This is a genomic window from Lutibacter sp. (assembly GCF_041596795.1).
Classification (GTDB): Bacteria; Bacteroidota; Bacteroidia; order Flavobacteriales; family Flavobacteriaceae; genus Lutibacter.
Genome location: NZ_JBFHHX010000012.1, coordinates 19,661 through 37,776, shown reverse-complemented (window position 1 = coordinate 37,776; position 18,116 = coordinate 19,661). Strand labels below are relative to the sequence as shown.

Annotated in this window: 18 protein-coding genes; 7 read left to right on the top strand and 11 right to left on the bottom strand. The window is 28.5% G+C overall.

Annotated features, from left to right (window positions below; translation table 11 throughout):
• On the bottom strand, nucleotides 1-1,368 hold a 1,368-nt coding region (locus tag ABY298_RS02935; protein ID WP_372744506.1), incomplete at its 3' end, for a TlpA family protein disulfide reductase.
• A 160-nt stretch (nucleotides 1,369-1,528) separates the two neighbouring features.
• On the opposite strand from ABY298_RS02935, the gene ABY298_RS02930 reads away from it, so the two are divergent.
• Complete coding sequence (locus ABY298_RS02930; protein WP_372744505.1) at nucleotides 1,529-3,154, top strand: ABC-F family ATP-binding cassette domain-containing protein; 1,626 nt, start codon at nucleotides 1,529-1,531, stop codon at nucleotides 3,152-3,154.
• Between the two features lie 137 nt (nucleotides 3,155-3,291).
• Here the strand turns inward: ABY298_RS02930 and ABY298_RS02925 are convergent, their stop codons facing one another.
• The 7 genes from ABY298_RS02925 to ABY298_RS02895 form a co-directional block, all read right to left on the bottom strand.
• On the bottom strand, nucleotides 3,292-3,738 hold the full coding sequence (locus ABY298_RS02925) for a sensor of ECF-type sigma factor (protein ID WP_372744504.1): 447 nt from the start codon (nucleotides 3,736-3,738) through the stop codon (nucleotides 3,292-3,294).
• Between the two features lie 12 nt (nucleotides 3,739-3,750).
• On the bottom strand, nucleotides 3,751-4,374 hold the full coding sequence (locus tag ABY298_RS02920; RefSeq protein ID WP_372744503.1) for a hypothetical protein: 624 nt from the start codon (nucleotides 4,372-4,374) through the stop codon (nucleotides 3,751-3,753).
• A gap of 33 nt (nucleotides 4,375-4,407) precedes the next feature.
• Nucleotides 4,408-4,950 (bottom strand): RNA polymerase sigma factor, encoded by a 543-nt coding sequence (locus ABY298_RS02915; RefSeq protein WP_372744502.1) that lies wholly within the window; start codon nucleotides 4,948-4,950, stop codon nucleotides 4,408-4,410.
• Nucleotides 4,951-5,008: 58 nt separating this feature from the next.
• Nucleotides 5,009-6,463, bottom strand: coding sequence for a TonB-dependent receptor (locus ABY298_RS02910; RefSeq protein WP_372744501.1), 1,455 nt, complete (start codon nucleotides 6,461-6,463; stop codon nucleotides 5,009-5,011).
• Nucleotides 6,464-6,581: 118 nt separating this feature from the next.
• A complete protein-coding gene (locus tag ABY298_RS02905; protein ID WP_372744500.1) occupies nucleotides 6,582-7,976 on the bottom strand; it encodes an NAD(P)(+) transhydrogenase (Re/Si-specific) subunit beta in 1,395 nt (464 codons plus the stop codon).
• On the bottom strand, nucleotides 7,976-8,284 hold the full coding sequence (locus tag ABY298_RS02900) for an NAD(P) transhydrogenase subunit alpha (RefSeq protein ID WP_372744499.1): 309 nt from the start codon (nucleotides 8,282-8,284) through the stop codon (nucleotides 7,976-7,978). Before ABY298_RS02900 ends, ABY298_RS02905 begins: the two co-directional genes overlap by 1 nt.
• Nucleotides 8,285-8,294: 10 nt before the next feature.
• A complete protein-coding gene (locus tag ABY298_RS02895; protein WP_372744498.1) occupies nucleotides 8,295-9,398 on the bottom strand; it encodes a Re/Si-specific NAD(P)(+) transhydrogenase subunit alpha in 1,104 nt (367 codons plus the stop codon).
• Nucleotides 9,399-9,875: 477 nt separating this feature from the next.
• On the opposite strand from ABY298_RS02895, the gene ABY298_RS02890 reads away from it, so the two are divergent.
• Nucleotides 9,876-10,637: an MBL fold metallo-hydrolase gene (locus tag ABY298_RS02890; protein WP_372744497.1), complete on the top strand. Its 762-nt coding sequence runs from the start codon at nucleotides 9,876-9,878 to the stop codon at nucleotides 10,635-10,637.
• Between the two features lie 3 nt (nucleotides 10,638-10,640).
• Here the strand turns inward: ABY298_RS02890 and ABY298_RS02885 are convergent, their stop codons facing one another.
• Both ABY298_RS02885 and ABY298_RS02880 read right to left on the bottom strand, forming a co-directional pair.
• Nucleotides 10,641-11,261: a class I SAM-dependent methyltransferase gene (locus tag ABY298_RS02885; protein ID WP_372744496.1), complete on the bottom strand. Its 621-nt coding sequence runs from the start codon at nucleotides 11,259-11,261 to the stop codon at nucleotides 10,641-10,643.
• Between the two features lie 3 nt (nucleotides 11,262-11,264).
• Complete coding sequence (locus ABY298_RS02880) at nucleotides 11,265-11,837, bottom strand: pentapeptide repeat-containing protein (protein WP_372744495.1); 573 nt, start codon at nucleotides 11,835-11,837, stop codon at nucleotides 11,265-11,267.
• Between the two features lie 116 nt (nucleotides 11,838-11,953).
• On the opposite strand from ABY298_RS02880, the gene ABY298_RS02875 reads away from it, so the two are divergent.
• From ABY298_RS02875 to ABY298_RS02855, 5 genes are read left to right on the top strand one after another with little or no spacing between them, the layout of a single operon-like run.
• Nucleotides 11,954-12,538 carry a TetR/AcrR family transcriptional regulator gene (locus tag ABY298_RS02875; protein ID WP_372744494.1) on the top strand — a complete coding sequence of 195 codons (585 nt, stop codon included), beginning with the start codon at nucleotides 11,954-11,956 and terminating at the stop codon, nucleotides 12,536-12,538.
• Nucleotides 12,539-12,565: 27 nt separating this feature from the next.
• Nucleotides 12,566-13,921: a TolC family protein gene (locus ABY298_RS02870; protein ID WP_372744493.1), complete on the top strand. Its 1,356-nt coding sequence runs from the start codon at nucleotides 12,566-12,568 to the stop codon at nucleotides 13,919-13,921.
• 7 nt (nucleotides 13,922-13,928) lie between these two features.
• A complete protein-coding gene (locus ABY298_RS02865) occupies nucleotides 13,929-14,921 on the top strand; it encodes an HlyD family secretion protein (RefSeq protein ID WP_372744492.1) in 993 nt (330 codons plus the stop codon).
• A gap of 1 nt (nucleotide 14,922) precedes the next feature.
• A complete protein-coding gene (locus ABY298_RS02860) occupies nucleotides 14,923-16,092 on the top strand; it encodes an ABC transporter permease (RefSeq protein ID WP_372744491.1) in 1,170 nt (389 codons plus the stop codon).
• A gap of 2 nt (nucleotides 16,093-16,094) precedes the next feature.
• Entirely contained in the window at nucleotides 16,095-17,303 is a 1,209-nt protein-coding gene (locus tag ABY298_RS02855) for an ABC transporter permease (protein WP_372744490.1), read from the top strand.
• 133 nt (nucleotides 17,304-17,436) lie between these two features.
• Here ABY298_RS02855 and ABY298_RS02850 read toward each other — a convergent pair whose 3' ends face one another.
• Complete coding sequence (locus tag ABY298_RS02850; protein ID WP_372744489.1) at nucleotides 17,437-18,051, bottom strand: fumarylacetoacetate hydrolase family protein; 615 nt, start codon at nucleotides 18,049-18,051, stop codon at nucleotides 17,437-17,439.
• Nucleotides 18,052-18,116: the final 65 nt, after the last annotated feature.

Here is an 18,116-nt window from a genome sequence, read left to right as displayed (position 1 = left end):
TTCTGAGTTTAATTTCTTGGAATCCAAATAAGTAAATCCGTTTGTTACTATTCCGTCCTTATTAATTATAATAACTCTTGGATATCTACTAGTTAAAAAAGAGAACGCAGCACTAGTTTTTGGTAGTTTATATTGTTGATGGATATCCAATTTTTTTAGGTGCGGTTCTGTTTTAATTTCTTTAAATGATGTTTGCATATTTATACCAATAAATAGAATATTTGGATAATTATTTTTTAAAAATTTTATTCTATTTACTAAATATTCTGTAGACATAAATTCTGTAGACCAAAAATAGATGACTGAATTTTTATTTTTAATAATTGAGTTAATGTCTATAATTTCGTTGTCGCTAGATTGAATATCAAAGCTAATTAGAGGTTTGTTTTGATCAACAGCTTTGCTATCATTTACCAAATTTTTAACTTGATTTTTATATGCTTCATCGGTGCATTTTTCCAAAAATAAATTTAATGTTGGTTGGTGAATAGTGCAAGACGATTCACTTTTTAAAAAATCGTTAACAACTATGCGTTTTAAAAGGGTGTTTTTAAATTCATCTAATTGAATATTTTCATCAATAGCATTTAAAATATTCATTGTTAAATTATTTTTTGAACTATCTTTTTCAAGTTGTTGATAGCTTAAATTGTATAAATAACTTACCACATAATTTTGATAAGGGTAAAAAGAAATTAATTCAGCTTCGTTAAAATTTATATCATTTCTAAATTCGTAAAATTGATCATTTACAACCGGAAATTTATCTAAATTATTCGCTATTTTGTTATAATATGGGTAAATTTCTTTTAATCTATATAAAGGGAAATTAATGGCAGATTTTGTTAATTTTTTAAAACCAGAAGATACATTATCTTCTGCTGATGCAAATTCGTTATAAATAGCTTCTCTTTCAGCAACTAACGAATCAATTTTTTTTGAAAACTCAGCTTCATTTAAGGTAAAGTATTGATACATTGCTTTTTCTTCCTTTTCATTTTGTAAAAATAAATTTAATAAAAATTCATTTTTACTTCCTCCATCACCACTAAAAACAATAGATTCATCAAAATCCCATGAATTTAAACGAATTAAAATACTGTCCTTTGGTTCTAAATAAATATATTGAAATTCTATACCGTGTTTAAAAGTATATAATCCTTCATCTAAGTTTTTATAACTGGCAATAAATCTATTTTCTTTATTTAATTTAAGAGTGTCAATAATAGTATCGTCCTTTAAAAGTACAACAAAGCTATCTTTAGGGTTAATAATTTCACCACCAAAGTAGGTAATGCCATTTTTGTTATTAGTTGAATTACAACTAATTAACAGAATAATAGCTAAGGAGTGAAGTATGTATTTCATATAAATTGGATTAAAACAAAAATACACACATATTATTTTTTTACTTGTTAAGATGCTGTTAAATAACGCTAATAGGTTAAAAATATACTTTTAAATAACTCTTTTTTAGTGAATCTAATTCATTACTTTTGCACGAAATTTAAAAATAAAAAACAACAACATGCTTTCAGTATCAAATTTATCTGTTCAATTCGGTAAGAGAATTTTGTTTGACGATGTTAATACAAAATTTACTATTGGTAATTGTTATGGAATAATTGGAGCCAACGGTTCAGGAAAATCAACATTTTTAAAAATTATTTCGGGAGAAATGGACCCAACATCGGGTCATATAACTTTAGATCCAGGAAAACGTATGTCTGTACTTTCTCAAAATCACTATGCTTTTGATGAATATCCTGTTTTAGATACTGTAATGATGGGAAATAAAAGGTTGTATAGTCTAAAACAAGAAATGGATGCCATTTATGCTAAACCTGATTTTTCTGAAGAAGATGGTATAAAAGCAGGAGAGTTGGGTGTAGAATTTGAGGAAATGAACGGTTGGAATGCCGAAAGTAGTGCCGCATCTTTATTATCGTCTTTAGGAATTAAAGAAGATTTACATTATACTTTAATGGCTGATATAGAAGGTAAAGATAAAGTGCGAATTTTATTAGCTCAAGCTTTATTTGGTAATCCAGATGTATTAATTATGGATGAGCCTACCAACGATTTAGATTTTGAAACTATAGGTTGGTTAGAAAACTTTTTAGCAAATTATGAAAACACTGTTATTGTTGTATCGCATGACCGTCACTTTTTAGATGCAGTTTGTACACATATTTCTGATATTGATTTTGGAAAAATTAACCATTTTTCTGGAAACTATACTTTTTGGTACGAATCTAGCCAATTGGCAGCAAAACAACGTGCACAACAAAGTAAAAAAGCTGAAGATAAAAAGAAAGAATTAGAAGAATTTATTCGTCGTTTTTCTGCAAACGTTGCAAAATCTAAACAAGCAACGAGTAGAAAAAAAATGATTGAAAAATTAAATGTTGATGAAATAAAACCTTCAAGTAGAAGATATCCAGCTATTATTTTTGATCGTGAAAGAGAAGCAGGTGATCAAATATTAAATGTAGAGCATTTAACAAAATCAACAGAAGAAGAAGTATTATTTAGTGATATAAGCTTTAACTTAAATAAAGGTGATAAAGTTGCGCTTATCTCTAGAAACTCAAGAGCTGTAACTGCTTTTTATGAAATTTTAAACGGTCATGATAAAGCAGATTCAGGAAAATTTCAATGGGGTGTTACCACTACACAATCTTATTTACCATTAGATAATTCAGAGTTTTTTACGGATTCTAATTTAAACTTGGTAGATTGGTTGCGTCAATACGCTAAAACTGAAGAAGAACGCGAAGAAGTTTTTTTAAGAGGGTTTTTAGGTAAAATGATTTTTAGTGGGGAAGAGGCATTGAAAAAATGTAACGTACTTTCTGGAGGAGAAAAAGTAAGATGTATGCTTAGTAGAATGATGATGATTAGAGCAAATGTTTTAATGTTAGATGAACCAACAAATCATTTAGATTTAGAGTCAATTCAAGCGTTTAACAATTCTTTAAGCAATTTTAAAGGTACTGTTATTTTTACAACACACGATCACGAGTTTGCACATACTGTTGCAAACAGAATTATAGAAATTACACCAAAAGGTATTATAGATAGATTTACTACGTTTGATGAGTATTTAGATGACCCTAAGGTTAAAGAGTTGAGAAATCAAATGTATTCATAAAAAAAAAGGCTGTCTAAAGAATGTATTTTCCGTCAACCTGAACTTGTTTCAGGTTTTTATATTGGTTGATAATCAGTATGATGAGATTCTGAAACAAGTTCAGAATGACGATTCTAAATATTTTTTAGGCAGTTTTTTTATTGTTTCATTCCTTTTCGTTTGCCGTATTCTTGTAACATTCTTCGGTTAAAGTCTTTTTCGGCTTTTTGTAGTAATAGTATTTTTTTAGCCGAAATTATTTTAGATAATTCATTTTTCATTTTAATTTTCTGATTTACAATATCTTGCTCCATTTTAAGAGAGTTGTTTAAGTAAATTTCAGCATCTTTATCAGAAATAGCATCAAGATTACCATTCTTCAATAACTTTTTATCAATTCCAGATTCAAGTTCATATTTTAAATCGTGAATTTTATCAGAATATAAATTATAAATAGGCCAAAATTTTTCAGCTTCTTTAGGTGTTAAATTTATTGCATTAGTAATATAGGAAGTTTTTAAAAGGTGAATTTTTTGACGGAATTGTTGTGCAAACATACTATTTGCAGCACCTATAAAAAGTATTATAAAAATAATTTTCTTCATCGTGTTAATTTTTTAATTTTCAATTAATAAACTTTCTAAATTTTCTAAGTCTAAATAGTTTAGTAATTCATCATTAGAAATTATGTCATTATTTAAACTATTTTCTAGTTCAATATCAGGAAAAGCTTGGGTTAAAGTAATGGTATTAATATCCATAATTCCACTTTGTACTAATTGTTCAATCTCCGCAGTTTCTAAAGAATCAAACGTAATATTGGAGTTTGTATTTTGATAATTTAGAATAAAAAATATAGCGAAAGAAGCCGCAATTGCAATAGATGCAGCATATTTAAAAATATTATTTTTTAAACTAATTACTTTTTGTTTTTTTGATATTTTTAAAAGAACTCTATCTTCCAATGTATCAAAATAATTAGTTGGAATTTCAGTATTTTTATTTTGGGTAACTTCTGATTTTAATTTAGCAATAACCACATCTTCTATTTTATTAAAATAGTTACCAGGCACTAAAAAGTTTTCTTCAGTTTTAAAGTTTGGTAATGCATTTTCAGAAACAGCACTTAAAACGCCTTCTTCAATAGTATTAAAATAGTTTTTTGGAGCCTGAAAACCAGTTCCTTTTATTTTTATACCACTTAAAGTTGGTGCTATTTTATGTAGTTTTTTTGTTTTCATTTTAATAGTAAGACAAACTTTTTATACAATGGTTTAATGTGTTTTTAAATATTCTTCAATTTTATTTACAGCGTGAAAATAAGATGATTTTAATGCGCCAACTGATGTTTCTAATATTTCTGATATTTCTGAATATTTCAAATCATCAAAATATTTCATATTAAATACCAATTGTTGTTTGTGTGGTAAGGTTACTATTGCTTTTTGAAGTTTTAACTGAATTTCGTCTCCTGTATAATCATTTTCAAATTGCAGGTTATTGGCTATTATACTTTGTAATTCGCTTATATCAATATGTTGATTTTTTGCTTTTTGTTTTATAAAGGTAATGGCTTCATTGGTAGCAATTCTGTACATCCAAGAGTACAATTTACTTTCTTCATTAAACGAATGAATGTTTTTAAAAACTTTTATAAATGTATTTTGAAGTACATCATCGGCATCATCATGTGAATACACAATTTTACGAATATGCCAATACAAAGGCTTTTTATATAAGCCCATAAGTTCTCTAAAAGCAATTTCCTGTTTTTTAGGATTTTTAAGATGTTCTACTAATAATTTTTCGTTGGTCACCTACAATAGTTTAGTATTAGACTATTAAAATTGGCGAAGGTTTAATGGGTGAAAATTTTTATTTTATTTTACCAAATTTTCTTCTTGAGTAGCCAAAAAGTCTTTCTTCAATAATAATTTCAGCAATTCCTTGCGGAAGCATTTCTTCCCATCCGTTTTCTCCGTTTGCAATCATTTCTAATACAGTTTTAGAGAATACTTCTAATATTTCAGGATTGTAATTTTTAATATCTACAACTCTTCCATTGTATTTAAAGAATTTATATAACTCTTTCATACGTGGATGAACTTTTAAATTTTCACTGGTTCTAATTTCTCCAGTACGTTGATCTTTAAGAGGGTATAAATAAACTTTTAAATCTTTAAAGAAAAGTTTTCCAAAAGCTTCCAGAATTCCACCACTTAAATTTCTATAATATTTTTCATCAAAAATTTGAACAAAACTAGATACTCCCATTGCTAAACCAATACGAGCTTTAGTGAATTCGGAGAAATATTCTACTAACTTGTAATATTCCTGAAAATTAGTAATCATAACATTTTGATGTAATGAACAAAGAAGTTCTGCTCTTTCAAGAAAATCTCGTTCATCTATTTCACCTTCATTACTAAGGTTTGTTAAGGTAATTTCAAAAATTATTTTTGTGTTATTTTCATCAACTCTGCTTTCTTTTAAAAAGAGTTCTCGAGCTAAGGTAAACATATCCATATTTACTTTAGTTACGGGTCTAAAACTCCCTCTTAACGCTAAAATATTAGCTTTATACAATTGTTGAGCAGGTAAAAGGTTGTTTCCGTCTGGGCCAAACATTACAGCATTAGTTAAGCCATTTTTTACCAACAATAAACTCATTAATCTATTATCTACATAAGAAAATCGTGGTCCTGAAAAATTAATCATATCAATTTCTATTTGAACCTTATGTAAATTATCTAATAATGATTTTATTAGTTCTTTTGGTTTATCATTTAAATAATAAGCGCCATAAATTAGGTTTACACCTAAAATACCAAGAGTTTCTTGTTGTAATTTAGCATCTGTTTCTTTAAAACGAATGTGGAGAATAATTTCATTATAATCTTCTAAAGGATCTAATTGGAATTTAATTCCGATCCAACCGTGACCTTTAAATTTTTTTGCAAAATCTATAGTAGTAACTGTATTTGCGTAGGAGAAAAATATTTTTCCAGGATGATTTTTTCTATCTAAACGATCTTCTGTTAATTCAATTTCATGAGCTAACATTTTTTTTAACCGCTCTTCGGTAACGTATCTACCGTCAGCTTCAACACCATAAATAGAATCGGAAAAATCTTTATCATAAGCACTCATTGCCTTTGCTATGGTACCTGAAGCACCGCCAGCTCTAAAAAAATGACGTACAGTTTCTTGTCCTGCACCAATTTCGGAAAAAGTACCGTAAATATATTTGTTTAAATTTATTTTTAGCGCTTTGTCTTTACTTGACGGAATTTCATGGTAAATAACATCACCTTTTAATTTTAATGGCATACAAATTTTTTTAGTTAACACAAAATTACTAAAAAATGATAGTTTGTACTTTAAATTTTTGTAAAATAAAAAGGGTAAACAATTTGTTTACCCTTTTTTAAATTTTTTTGTTAAAAAATTACATGTTTTTTAATTCTGCTACTAATTTTGTTAGTGCATCTTTGGCATCTCCAAATAACATAGAAGTTTTTTGATTGAAGAATAGCTCATTTTCAATTCCGGCATAACCAGCATTCATACTACGTTTATTTACAATAATATGTTTTGCGTTTTCAACGTCTAAAATTGGCATTCCATAAATTGGACTTGAAGGGTCGTTGTGAGCAGCTGGGTTTACAACGTCATTTGCTCCAACAACTAGTACAACATCTGTATTTGTAAATTGTGGATTAATAGAATCCATTTCAATTAATTTATCATAATCTACATTACTTTCAGCTAATAATACGTTCATATGACCAGGCATACGTCCTGCAACTGGATGAATAGCATAACTTACATCAACACCTTTTTTGGTTAATAGTTCTTCTAATTCATGAATTACGTGTTGCGCTTGTGCAACGGCTAAACCGTATCCAGGTACAATTACAACTTTATTGGCATAATTCATCATAACTGCTGCATCACTAGCAGTAGTTTTTTTAATGGTTCCACCAACTTTACTTCCAGCTCCTGCTGCAACGCTATCGCCTCCAAATGCTCCAAAAATTACATTTTTTAAAGATCGGTTCATAGCATTACACATTACAAACGTAAGAATTAACCCAGCAGAACCTACCAAAATACCACCAACAAGCATTACTTTATTGTCATATAAAATACCAGTAATGGCTGCTGCAATACCTGTTAAAGAGTTTAATAATGAAATAACTACTGGCATATCTGCACCTCCAATTGGAGCAACAAACAGGTAACCATATATTAAAGAAGCAATTAATAACACATAAATTAATAAGTAACTATCAGTATTCATTAATACTATGTATGCTGAAAAAGCAACAAGTAAAATAAATATTATATTGTTTATTAAATTGTATTTTGGTAAACGAAGATCTTTCATAGAACCGTTTAATTTAGCCCAAGCTACTAAACTTCCTGTAAAAGTAATACTACCAATAACAATGGCAGATAAAATAGTAGATGTAATTGCTGCTGAAGGTTTTTCTACAACTCCAACAGATTTACTAAATTCAACTAAACCAATTAAAAGGGCACTACCACCACCAAAACCATTAAATAAAGATACTAATTCTGGCATTTTGGTCATTGCAACTTTCATTGCAATTACCCATCCTAAAATAGTACCTATTAAAAGGGCAGCTCCAATTAAAATATAATTTATTGTAGGTACTTCAAAATCGTGTAAAAATAAGGTTCCTATAATAGCAAGAATCATACCTACTGCAGAAATTAAATTTCCTTTTTTTGCTGTTTCAGGATGCCCTAAAAATTTTAAACCAATAACAAAGGTTACGGTTGCAATTAAATATATAATACTTAGTGATATATTCATTATTTTCTCTTTTTAAACATTTGTAACATTCTGTCAGTAACTGCAAAACCACCAACAACATTTATAATTCCTAATACTACAGCAACAAAGCCTAACCCTAACGATAGGTAATCTGTTTCACTTGCTTGCATCATTACTAAAAGAGCTCCCACAATAACAACTCCACTTAGCGCGTTTGCACCAGACATTAAAGGCGTGTGTAGCACAGAAGGAACGTTTTTAATTAATTCTACTCCAATAAATATCGCTAAAATTAGGATATAAAATAACTCGAGATAATCGCTTATAAATTCTAAAAATTCAGTCATAATTTAGTTTTTAGTTTTGTCTAATATTTCCGTTTTGTACAATTAATGTACCGTTAGTAATCTCTTCTTCTAATTCCCATTTAAATTCATTTTTTTCAGTTAAATGATTAATGAAATTTAGCATGTTTTTAGCATATAAATCACTTGCATTTGTAGAAACGCTTTCAGGAGCAATGGTAGTTCCAATAATTTTTACACCATTTTCAATAATGGTTTCATTCATTTTACTTAACTCACAATTACCACCTTGCGCAGCAGCTAAATCTATAATAACTGCACCGTTTTTCATTTGTTTTACTTGTTCTTCGGTAATTAAAATTGGAGCTTTTCTACCTGGAACCATTGCAGTTGTAATTACTAAATCTGCTTCAAATAACGATTTATTTACTGCTTCTTTTTGTCTGCGAGCATAATCTTCAGAAGCTTCTTTGGCATAACCACCTTCAGCTTTTTCTTCACCAGTATTATCAACACTAATAAATTTTGCACCTAAAGATTCTGCTTGTTCCTTAGTTTCCATTCTAATATCTGTAGCGTATACAACGGCTCCTAAACGTTTAGCAGTTGCAATTGCTTGTAAACCTGCAACACCAACACCATAAATAAGTACTTTTGAAGGTGTAATTGTACCAGCGGCAGTCATCATTAATGGGAAAATTTTAGTCATTTCAAAAGCTCCTAAAATAACAGCTTTGTAACCTGCTAAATTGCTTTGAGAACTTAAAACGTCCATATCTTGTGCTCTTGAAATTCTAGGTACAGCATCCATAGAAAAGGCAGTAGCTCCCGTTGCAGCTATTGCATTAATTAAATCTGTGTTAGATTTGTGATATAATTGACTCATTAAAATATGAGATTTATCAACTAATTTTAAATCTTCAGCATCAAAAGGATTAATTTTTATTAAAATTATGCTATTCTTATAAACACCAGCTCTAGTTTCAACTTTAGCACCAACTTTTTCATAATCAGAATCATTGTAAGAAGATGTAAAACCTGCATTTTCTTCAACAAATACTTCAAATCCGTTTTCAATAAGTTGTTTAGCAATATTTGGAGTAATAGCAACGCGTTTTTCTCCTTTTTGAGTTTCTTTTAATATTCCTATTTTCATATGTTGTTAATTATTATTTTAAATTGATTTTACTTAACGGCTATCAAATACCTATAAAATAGATAGCATTTCAATATTTGTATTTGTTACCAAATTTAGTTAGTACTATTTTTTTAATTAAATTTTACAATATTTAAAAGTAACTTTTAATTTTTGGTGAATGCGTTTTTTTAAACGAAGGCCAAAATTAACTAAAAAATACTTATTTTTAAACCTTATAAGATTCAATTAACTAAAAGGAAATAGTACTAAGCATACAGCTTTATTTTGTTTAAAAATAAATGAAAGTAAATGTAGAGTTTAAGTTAGTTTTAGAGGTTGATAAAAGTCAGTAATGTTTTAAAATACTATTAATAATTGGTAATTGTGGTTTATAAGTAGTTAATGTTACATAAATGGTTAAAGTTTTATTGATGAATTTTTTATTGAAACCTTTTTAGTTCAAAGTTTCCTTGTATTTTTATAAAAAATTTAAATTTGAAAATTACTTTTTTAGGAACAGGTACGTCACAAGGAATTCCAGTAATTGGCAGTACGCATCCTGTTTGTTTATCAACTGATACCAAAGATAAAAGATTACGCGTTTCTATTTTAATTGAATGGGAAAACTACACCTATGTAATTGATTGCGGTCCAGATTTTAGGATGCAAATGTTACGCGCAAAGGTTTTTAAAATTGATGGCGTTTTGTTTACTCACGAACATGCAGATCATACTGCTGGTTTAGATGATTTACGCCCATTTAGTTTTCAATTAGGAAGTGTTCCTATTTATGCACAAAAACGTGTTATGGAAAACTTAGCTAAGCGTTTCGATTATATTTTTATTGATGAAAATAAATATCCAGGAGCGCCAAGTGTACAACAAAATATATTAGAAAATAAAGCATTTTTATTACAAAACTTAAAAGTGGTTCCAATTGAAATAAATCACGGATTACTAAAAATATTTGGGTACAGGTTTAATAATATGGCATATTTAACAGATGTTAAAACTATTGATTTGGCCGAAAAAGAGAAATTGAAAAATTTAGATGTTTTAATTATTAATGCAATCCGTTACAAACCACATCATTCTCATTTAAATTTAGATGAAGCATTAGAATTAATTGCAGAATTAAATCCCAAAAAAACATATTTAACGCATATTAGTCATCTTTTAGGATTTCATGAAGAAGTTGAAAAAACACTTCCTAAAAATGTGTATTTAGCTTATGATGAGCTGATTTTAGAAATTTAGAGTTTAATTTTTTTGAGCTATTAATAAAAATAGTGGATATTTTTTTAAGGAAGTTTTCTTTTCAATTGTGTAAGGAGTGGAATAATAAATTATATTAAAACCACATTTTTCTAATTGTGCTTCAAGATTTTTTTTATTGAAACCAAAATGCCCATCAAAATTTAGTTCTGGCGAATGAAATGAGCCATCTTCTTCCACCAAATCTGCAATACACAAATAACCATTATTATTTAATAAAGAGTAAAAAATAGCTGATATTTCTTCAATATTATCAATATGATGTAAGGTCATTAAAGTGAATATAACATCTGTTTTATCTATATTAGTAGGGTTTTTTATGAGATCAATTAATAAAGGTTTAAAATTTTTAATTTTTTGCTGTTCAATTTTTTCTTTCAGCACTTTAATCATTCCTTCAGAATAATCTACCAGTGTTATTTCTTTAAAATAATGTTGTAATTCAAAACTTAACAAACCAGTTCCACAACCAAATTCTAATGCATTTAATTGTTTATTTGGTTTAATTATTTGCACCATTTCATTGGCAATAAGTTTAGCTCTTTTAGTTTTTTCCAAATCTTTATCCCAGTCTTTTGCTTTAGTATTAAAATGTGCTGTACTCATATTTTAATTTATTTTAAGTTGATATTTATCTAATAAACCAGCTAAGCCATCTTTAGAGAATGTCGCTTTTTTAATGTTGTTTTTTTCTGGATCAATAGAGTAGTTGTACGACGTGCTAAAATCTGCATTTTCTAAAGAGGTGTTATCAAAAATAGCTAATTTAAAATCGCAATTATCAAATAACGCATTAGTTAAATCGGTTTCACTAAAATACGTTTCATTTAAATTACAATTTTTAAATACGGTGTTTTTTAGTTTTAGTTTGTAAAACGATGCCAAATTTAATTGGCAATCTGTAAAGTTTATATTTAATAAAAAGGGATCTACGGTGCTAAAATTTAGTCCAACTAACTTACATTTATTAAATTTCACTACTTTTAATCCTGTGTTTTTTAGCTTTGCTAAACTAAAGTTACAATCTATAAAAACACATTCAATAAACTGATTATCAGATAGGTCTACGTTTAAAAAGTTGCAATTTATAAAGGTGCAATTTTCGTATTCGGCCTTTGTAAAATGGTTTAAACTAAAATCAATCCCTGAAAATTCTTCGGTATCTATATAAGGTAAATTCATAGGATAAATGTACTTAATTAAAAGTTTGGTGCTAATTTTTTTTTGCTAAAAAAGATTTAAAAATAATAAATGAATGAATATTTATTCATAAATTTGGCGACTTAAATAATTATTATATGGCTCGTAAAATAGATGAACATAAAATAGCCAGAATAAAAGAGGCTATTATGCAAACCATTGTTGAAAATGGTATTGAAGCTACAACAATTGCTATGATTGCGAAAAAAGCAGGAGTAAGTGGTGGATATTTGTACAGAACCTATGCAGGAAAGCAAGATTTATTAAACGAATTGTATTATGAAAAAGTAAACTCGTTATACAAAGAATTGGAGTTTTTGTTGGCATTAAATCAAACTAGTATTAAGCCGTTAATAGAGTCTTTTGTGCAAAACAGAGTTATTTATTTTTTGAATGAACCAATAGCATCAAAATTTTTCTATCAATTACTTCATAACGAGAACTTTTTAGCATCAGAAGAGATTAAATTAAAAAGTGCAGAATTAATGCAAAACATTAAAAATATTGGCTTAAAATCTGGTGAAATCGCTAAAAGCACTACAGTTTATCAATTGCATTACCACCTTTTAGTCTATGCAGTAGATTATATAAACTTTACCCGAAAAAATATTTTTGGAGAACAAGAAGTTTCTATGGACGATGTGAAAAAATTAACTGAGAATATTTTAAAAGTTTTAAAATAAATGATTATCAATATAAATTTTAAATTAATGAAATTGAGTAGTGTAAAAATAAAATTGCTCTTGTTTTTTGGTTTTATTACAACCTTTGTAAATGCCCAAGAACTAACTTTAAAGCAAGCATACGATTTAATGTTATCCAAAAACGGAGAGGCAAAAGCATCTAGCTTTGAAGTGAAAGCAATGGAAGAAGAGCATAAAGCAACAAAAGGTTTGCGTTTGCCAACTGTTAGTGTTTCCGGAACATATATGCATTTAGATGATGATATTAAAGTAGACCTAAACAATGAAAGAGATATGGTTGGTAGTTTGTTGGGTATTTCAGATGCATCGGTTGTTTTAGGCGATTGGAATTTAACCTTGCAAGAAAAAAACTTAGGTTTTGCATCTGCAGATATTTCAATGCCAATTTTTGCTGGTGGTAAAATTAATGCCGCTAACAAAGCATCGGAAATAAAATTAGGATTAACAGAAACAAAGCATCAAATTAAAGAAGATGAGTTAACTATTAGTTTAATTAACTACTTTTTTAAATTGAAATTAGCCAAAGAAGCAGTAAAATTACGTCAAGATGTATATGATGTTATTCTTTTACATACTAATCAGGCAACTAAATTTTTTGAAAATGGAATGATTCCAGAAGTAGAAACTTTAAATGCAAAAGTAGCTTTATCCAATGCAAATAGAGAATTATTAGGCGCTAAAAAAGATGTTGACTTAGCAATAACAGCGGTTCAAAATTTAATTGGTTATACTAATAATTTATCAATTTCTACAAGTTTTGTTGAACCATCAATTGTAAAATCTTTAAAAGAGTTTCAAGATGAAATGCTTTTAGAAAATAAGCAATTAAAAACTATTGAAAAAAATCATGAGCTAGCAGAAGTTGGGGTAAAAGTTGAACAAAGTGATTATTTTCCAAAAGTTGGTGTTATGGGAAAATATATTTTAGGTAAAGAAAATTTATCATTAATAGATACAAAATGGTTTGTTGGTGTTGGTGTAGAGTGGGAATTGTTTAATGGTTTTCAAAGAGAGCATAAAATACAAGCTTCAAAATATAAAATTTCTCAAGTTGAAGAAATGGACAGACAGGCACGTTTAAATTTAGCAACATATACAGAAAAATTGTACAATACTATGCAAAAACAATTAGAACAATATGAAAGTTTAAATGCGGATGAAGTATTTGCAAATAAGTTAAAATTTATGCGAACTCGTGCATTTGAAGAAGGAACAGGAACTTCTTTAGAAGTGGTAGACGCTACTTTAAAATTATCAGAAATTAAATTACATAAAATAATAGCCTTATATGAGTACAACGTAGCTTACGGAGAGTTAATGGTACTAACAGGGAAAACAGCATCTTTCTTAAATCAAAATTAAAATAAAAATGAGAAATCCAAAATTTATAAAATCATTAATTAGTATTGTAGTTCTTGCAATTTTAGTACTTGCAGGTGTTTGGTTTATAACAAAACCAAAAGCAGTTGTTTTACAAGGTAGAATAGAGGCCAAAGAAATTTATTTATCGGCAAAAATACCTACACGTATTAATTCTTTTGAAGTAAAAGAAGGTGAAAGTGTACAAAAAGGACAATTATTAGCAACATTAACTAGTCCTGAAATAATGGCTAAAGAGCAACAAGCATTAGCAGTAAGAGATGCCGCAAATGCTCAAAAAAACAAAGCATCAAATGGTGCAAGAATTGAAGAAATTAGAGCAGCCAAAAGTGTTTATGAAAAAGCTACAGCCGCAGCAAATGTGATGAAAAAAACGTATGCTCGTATGGAGAATTTGTTTAAAGATGGCGTAATTTCTGAGCAACAACGCGATGAAATATTTGCTAAAAAAGAAGTTGCTATTAAAGATCAAGAAGCTGCATTAAGTATGTATCAAATGGCAATGAAAGGAGCTAGAAATGAAGATGTTGAAGCAGCAACTGCATTAGTAAAACAGGCAGATGGTGCTTTAACGGAATTAGAAGGTTATAAAAATGAACGAAATATTATTTCACCAATTGATGCTGAAGTACTTAATTTTTTACCAGAAGAAGGAGAGCTAATTGGAGCCGGATATCCTGTTGTTCATTTAGTTGATTTGGCAAATAGTTATGCTGTTTTAAATATAAAAGAAACAAGTTTATCTAACTTTAAAAAAGGGGGAGAGTTTGAAGCAACAATTCCTGCATTAAAAAATAAAAAAGTAACATTTAAAATTTATTATGTTGCCGCTTTAGGAGATTATGCTACTTGGAACGCAACAAAAGCAACGGGAGATTTTGATGTAAGAACTTTTGAAATTAAAGCTGCACCAGTTTCAAAAGAAGTAGATTTAAGACCAGGAATGAGTATTTTAATTGATTATTCTCAATTTAATGAGTAAAATGAAACCATCTTTACGAATTGCAAAACGAGAAATAGCACTGTTATTTAATAGCAGGTCTACTTTTATTTTTGCAGTTGTATTACCCTTTGTTTCTATATTATTTTTTAACACACTTTTAAGCGAAGGTGTGGCTCGCGATTTACCTATAGCTGTGGTAGATTTAGATCGTACTGCAGTTTCAAGAAATGTAATAGCTCAGTTAGAAGCTGCACCAGAAATTTCCGTCAATTTTTTTCCTTTAAATCAACAAAAAGGAGAAGAATTAGTTCGTTTAGGAAAAGTTTATGGTGTAATAACAATTCCAAAAAACTTTGAAGCCGATTTAAAAAGTGGAAAGCAAGTAAGTATTATTAACCAATACAACAGTAATTTATTATTGGCAGGAGGTTTAGAGTACAAAGCTTTTAGAAAAGTTATTGGAACAATTTCTGCAGGCGTAAATATTGAAAAGCAACGAAAACAAGGTGTTTCAATGCAACAAGCATTAGTAAACTATCAGCCAATTTTGGCAAATAATCACGTTTTATCAAATCCTTATACTAATTATTCATATTATTTAAATACAGGTTTTATAGCCATGTTTTTTCAAATATTTGTAATGTTAACTACCATTTATATTTTTGGTGCTGATTTAAAATATAGTAAAGGCAATAAATTATTAAGTATCACAAACAATAATTTATCGGCTATTATTTTAGGAAAAGTGTTGCCTTTTACGGTTTGGTTTTTATTTGTTGGTGTAATAATGCTTTATAGTATGTATGTTTGGCAAGATTTCCCATTTTTTGGAAGTAAAATTACTGTTTTTACAGCGTTGCTATTATTAATTTTAGCCAATCAATCGTATGCGTTGTTTTTTGTAGCAGTAAGTAATAGTTTTAGAGAAGCGTTAACCATTGGCTCTGGATTTGCAGCTGTTAGTTTATCTTTTTCTGGAATTACTTTCCCAATTTTTGGAATGCCAAAAGTGTTGCAATGGTTGAGTCAGATTTTTCCGTTCACACATTTTTTCGAATTATTATTAGATCAATCTCAACGTGGATTTCCTGTATTTTATTCATTAAATGCTCTAATTATATTGGTAGTTTTAACTATTGTGCCAATTTCACTAGGTTGGTTTAAATTAAAAAGACTGTTTTCAAAAGGGGTTTTTAATCATAATATTTAATAATGAAGAATTTATATAAATTATATTACAAAGCAAAAATCTCTTTTTGGAATACAATTAGTACTGAATGGAAGTCTATAAAATCTGATAAAGCAGTTGTAAGTACCTTTTTATCGGTAGCATTTATTATTTTAGTTGTTTACACCTATATATATTCAAATCAGGTTGTTACAGAAATTCCTGTAGCTGTTGTAAATCAGGATGCTTCTAAAATGAGTAGAGATTATATTGCTATGTTAGATGCAACAGAAGGTACTAAAACAATTGTAAATTTTGTTGATTTACAAGAGGCTAAAAGAGCATATTACTCTAAAAAGGTGCAAGGAATTGTTATAATTCCAAAGAATTTTGAAAGAGATATTAGAAGTGGTAAACAACTAGCAATTACAACTTTTTCCGATGCCGCAAATATGATTTTTTATAAACGTGTTTTAGGAGATGTTACTACCATAAACGGCTATTTTAGTGCTGGTATTTATATTAAAAAAGAAATGGCAAAAGGAGTTTCTTTTAACAAAGCACAACAAAATTATACACCAATTCAAGCAATATCTACAAGTTTGTTTAATACAACATCTGGTTACGCAACATATTTAATACCAGTGTTAACAGCTTTAATTGTACAATTGGTTTTATTGATGGGAATTGGAATTTTAAGCGGATCAAGGCGAGAAACTGTTACAACACATACTAATTTTCCAAGGTTATTGCATAAAGGAGGAACTATTCCTGTTTTATTGGCAAAAGCTTGTTTATACACTGCAATTTTTATGATAATTATTCCAATTCAGGTTGGATTGGTATATACGTTATTTGCAATTCCAGTGCGTTCATCGTTATTATCAATTTATCTTTTTCTAATTCCGTATGTTTTTTCGGTGGTGTTTTTAGGTATTACAATTAGTTCGTTATTTAAGCGAAGAGAAGACTCTATTGTGTTTTTAGTTTTATTATCTATTCCATCGTTAATGTTAAGTGGTTTGTCTTTTCCTATGGAAGGGTTTTCAAAGTTTTATCAACTTATATCAATAACAATTCCATCAACACCCGGAATTAATGGATTTGTAAGATTAACGCAAATGGAAGCTTCATTTACTGAAGTATTAAACGAATGGAATCATTTGTGGATTTTAACCGGAATTTATTTTGTTTTTGCAGCAATCTCACTAAAAATAAGAGCAAGAAAAGAATTGCTATTAAAAAGGGCATAAAAAAAGAGATAGTTTAAACTCTAAACCGTCATTCTGAACTTGATTCAGAATCTCATTAAAAGAACCTGAAACAAGTTCAGGTTGACGAAAATTAAGTTTTAAACTATCTCTTTAATAATTTATAGAATGGTATTTACACCATTTTAAAATCTAAAAGTAACTCACCTTCAATAGAAGCTTGTAATTGATCACCTTTAAATATTGGACCAGTTCCGTGCGCAGGAGTTCCAGTAAAAATTAAATCACCAGGCTCTAGTGTCATATATTTTGAAACAAAAGCAATAATTTCACTAAAATTATAAATCATTAAACTTGTGTTTCCAACTTGTAATTGTTTACCATTAATTTTTAAATCGAAATTAATATTGGTAACATCAGCAAAATTTGAGATTGGTTTAAATGATGATAATGGTGCAGCACCATCAAAACCTTTTCCTAAATCCCAAGGACCTTTTCCTTCTCTAGAAGCATCAAAAACATCTTTTGCTGTATAGTCAATTCCAATCGCAATTTCTGAAATATAACTAACTGCATCAGCTTCGCTAATATTTTTTCCCTTTTTACCAATTTTAAGCACTAATTCTGCTTCGTAAATTAAGTTTTCTGTAAAAGATGGATATTCAACATCTTTATTGTTGGTAACTAAACTAGTTTCAGGTTTCGAAAAAATAATTTGTTTTCCAGTTTTATTAGAAGAAATTTCACTTTTATCGTTTACGTAATTCTTCCCAATTGCAAGTATTTTCATTTTTTATTAATTTGTTTAAATTATTGAATGTAACAAACGCTAAAATTAACTAAAAATCAATTATA

What these genes read in the sequence shown, in the direction of transcription:
- ABY298_RS02930 (WP_372744505.1), top strand. Translation starts at nt 1,529, where the DNA reads ATGCTTTCAGTATCAAATTTATCTGTTCAATTCGGTAAGAGAATTTTG.
- ABY298_RS02925 (WP_372744504.1), bottom strand. Translation starts at nt 3,738, where the DNA reads ATGAAGAAAATTATTTTTATAATACTTTTTATAGGTGCTGCAAATAGT.
- ABY298_RS02920 (WP_372744503.1), bottom strand. Translation starts at nt 4,374, where the DNA reads ATGAAAACAAAAAAACTACATAAAATAGCACCAACTTTAAGTGGTATA.
- ABY298_RS02910 (WP_372744501.1), bottom strand. Translation starts at nt 6,463, where the DNA reads ATGCCATTAAAATTAAAAGGTGATGTTATTTACCATGAAATTCCGTCA.
- ABY298_RS02905 (WP_372744500.1), bottom strand. Translation starts at nt 7,976, where the DNA reads ATGAATATATCACTAAGTATTATATATTTAATTGCAACCGTAACCTTT.
- ABY298_RS02900 (WP_372744499.1), bottom strand. Translation starts at nt 8,284, where the DNA reads ATGACTGAATTTTTAGAATTTATAAGCGATTATCTCGAGTTATTTTAT.
- ABY298_RS02895 (WP_372744498.1), bottom strand. Translation starts at nt 9,398, where the DNA reads ATGAAAATAGGAATATTAAAAGAAACTCAAAAAGGAGAAAAACGCGTT.
- ABY298_RS02885 (WP_372744496.1), bottom strand. Translation starts at nt 11,261, where the DNA reads ATGAGTACAGCACATTTTAATACTAAAGCAAAAGACTGGGATAAAGAT.
- ABY298_RS02880 (WP_372744495.1), bottom strand. Translation starts at nt 11,837, where the DNA reads ATGAATTTACCTTATATAGATACCGAAGAATTTTCAGGGATTGATTTT.
- ABY298_RS02875 (WP_372744494.1), top strand. Translation starts at nt 11,954, where the DNA reads ATGGCTCGTAAAATAGATGAACATAAAATAGCCAGAATAAAAGAGGCT.
- ABY298_RS02870 (WP_372744493.1), top strand. Translation starts at nt 12,566, where the DNA reads ATGAAATTGAGTAGTGTAAAAATAAAATTGCTCTTGTTTTTTGGTTTT.
- ABY298_RS02865 (WP_372744492.1), top strand. Translation starts at nt 13,929, where the DNA reads ATGAGAAATCCAAAATTTATAAAATCATTAATTAGTATTGTAGTTCTT.
- ABY298_RS02860 (WP_372744491.1), top strand. Translation starts at nt 14,923, where the DNA reads ATGAAACCATCTTTACGAATTGCAAAACGAGAAATAGCACTGTTATTT.
- ABY298_RS02855 (WP_372744490.1), top strand. Translation starts at nt 16,095, where the DNA reads ATGAAGAATTTATATAAATTATATTACAAAGCAAAAATCTCTTTTTGG.
- ABY298_RS02850 (WP_372744489.1), bottom strand. Translation starts at nt 18,051, where the DNA reads ATGAAAATACTTGCAATTGGGAAGAATTACGTAAACGATAAAAGTGAA.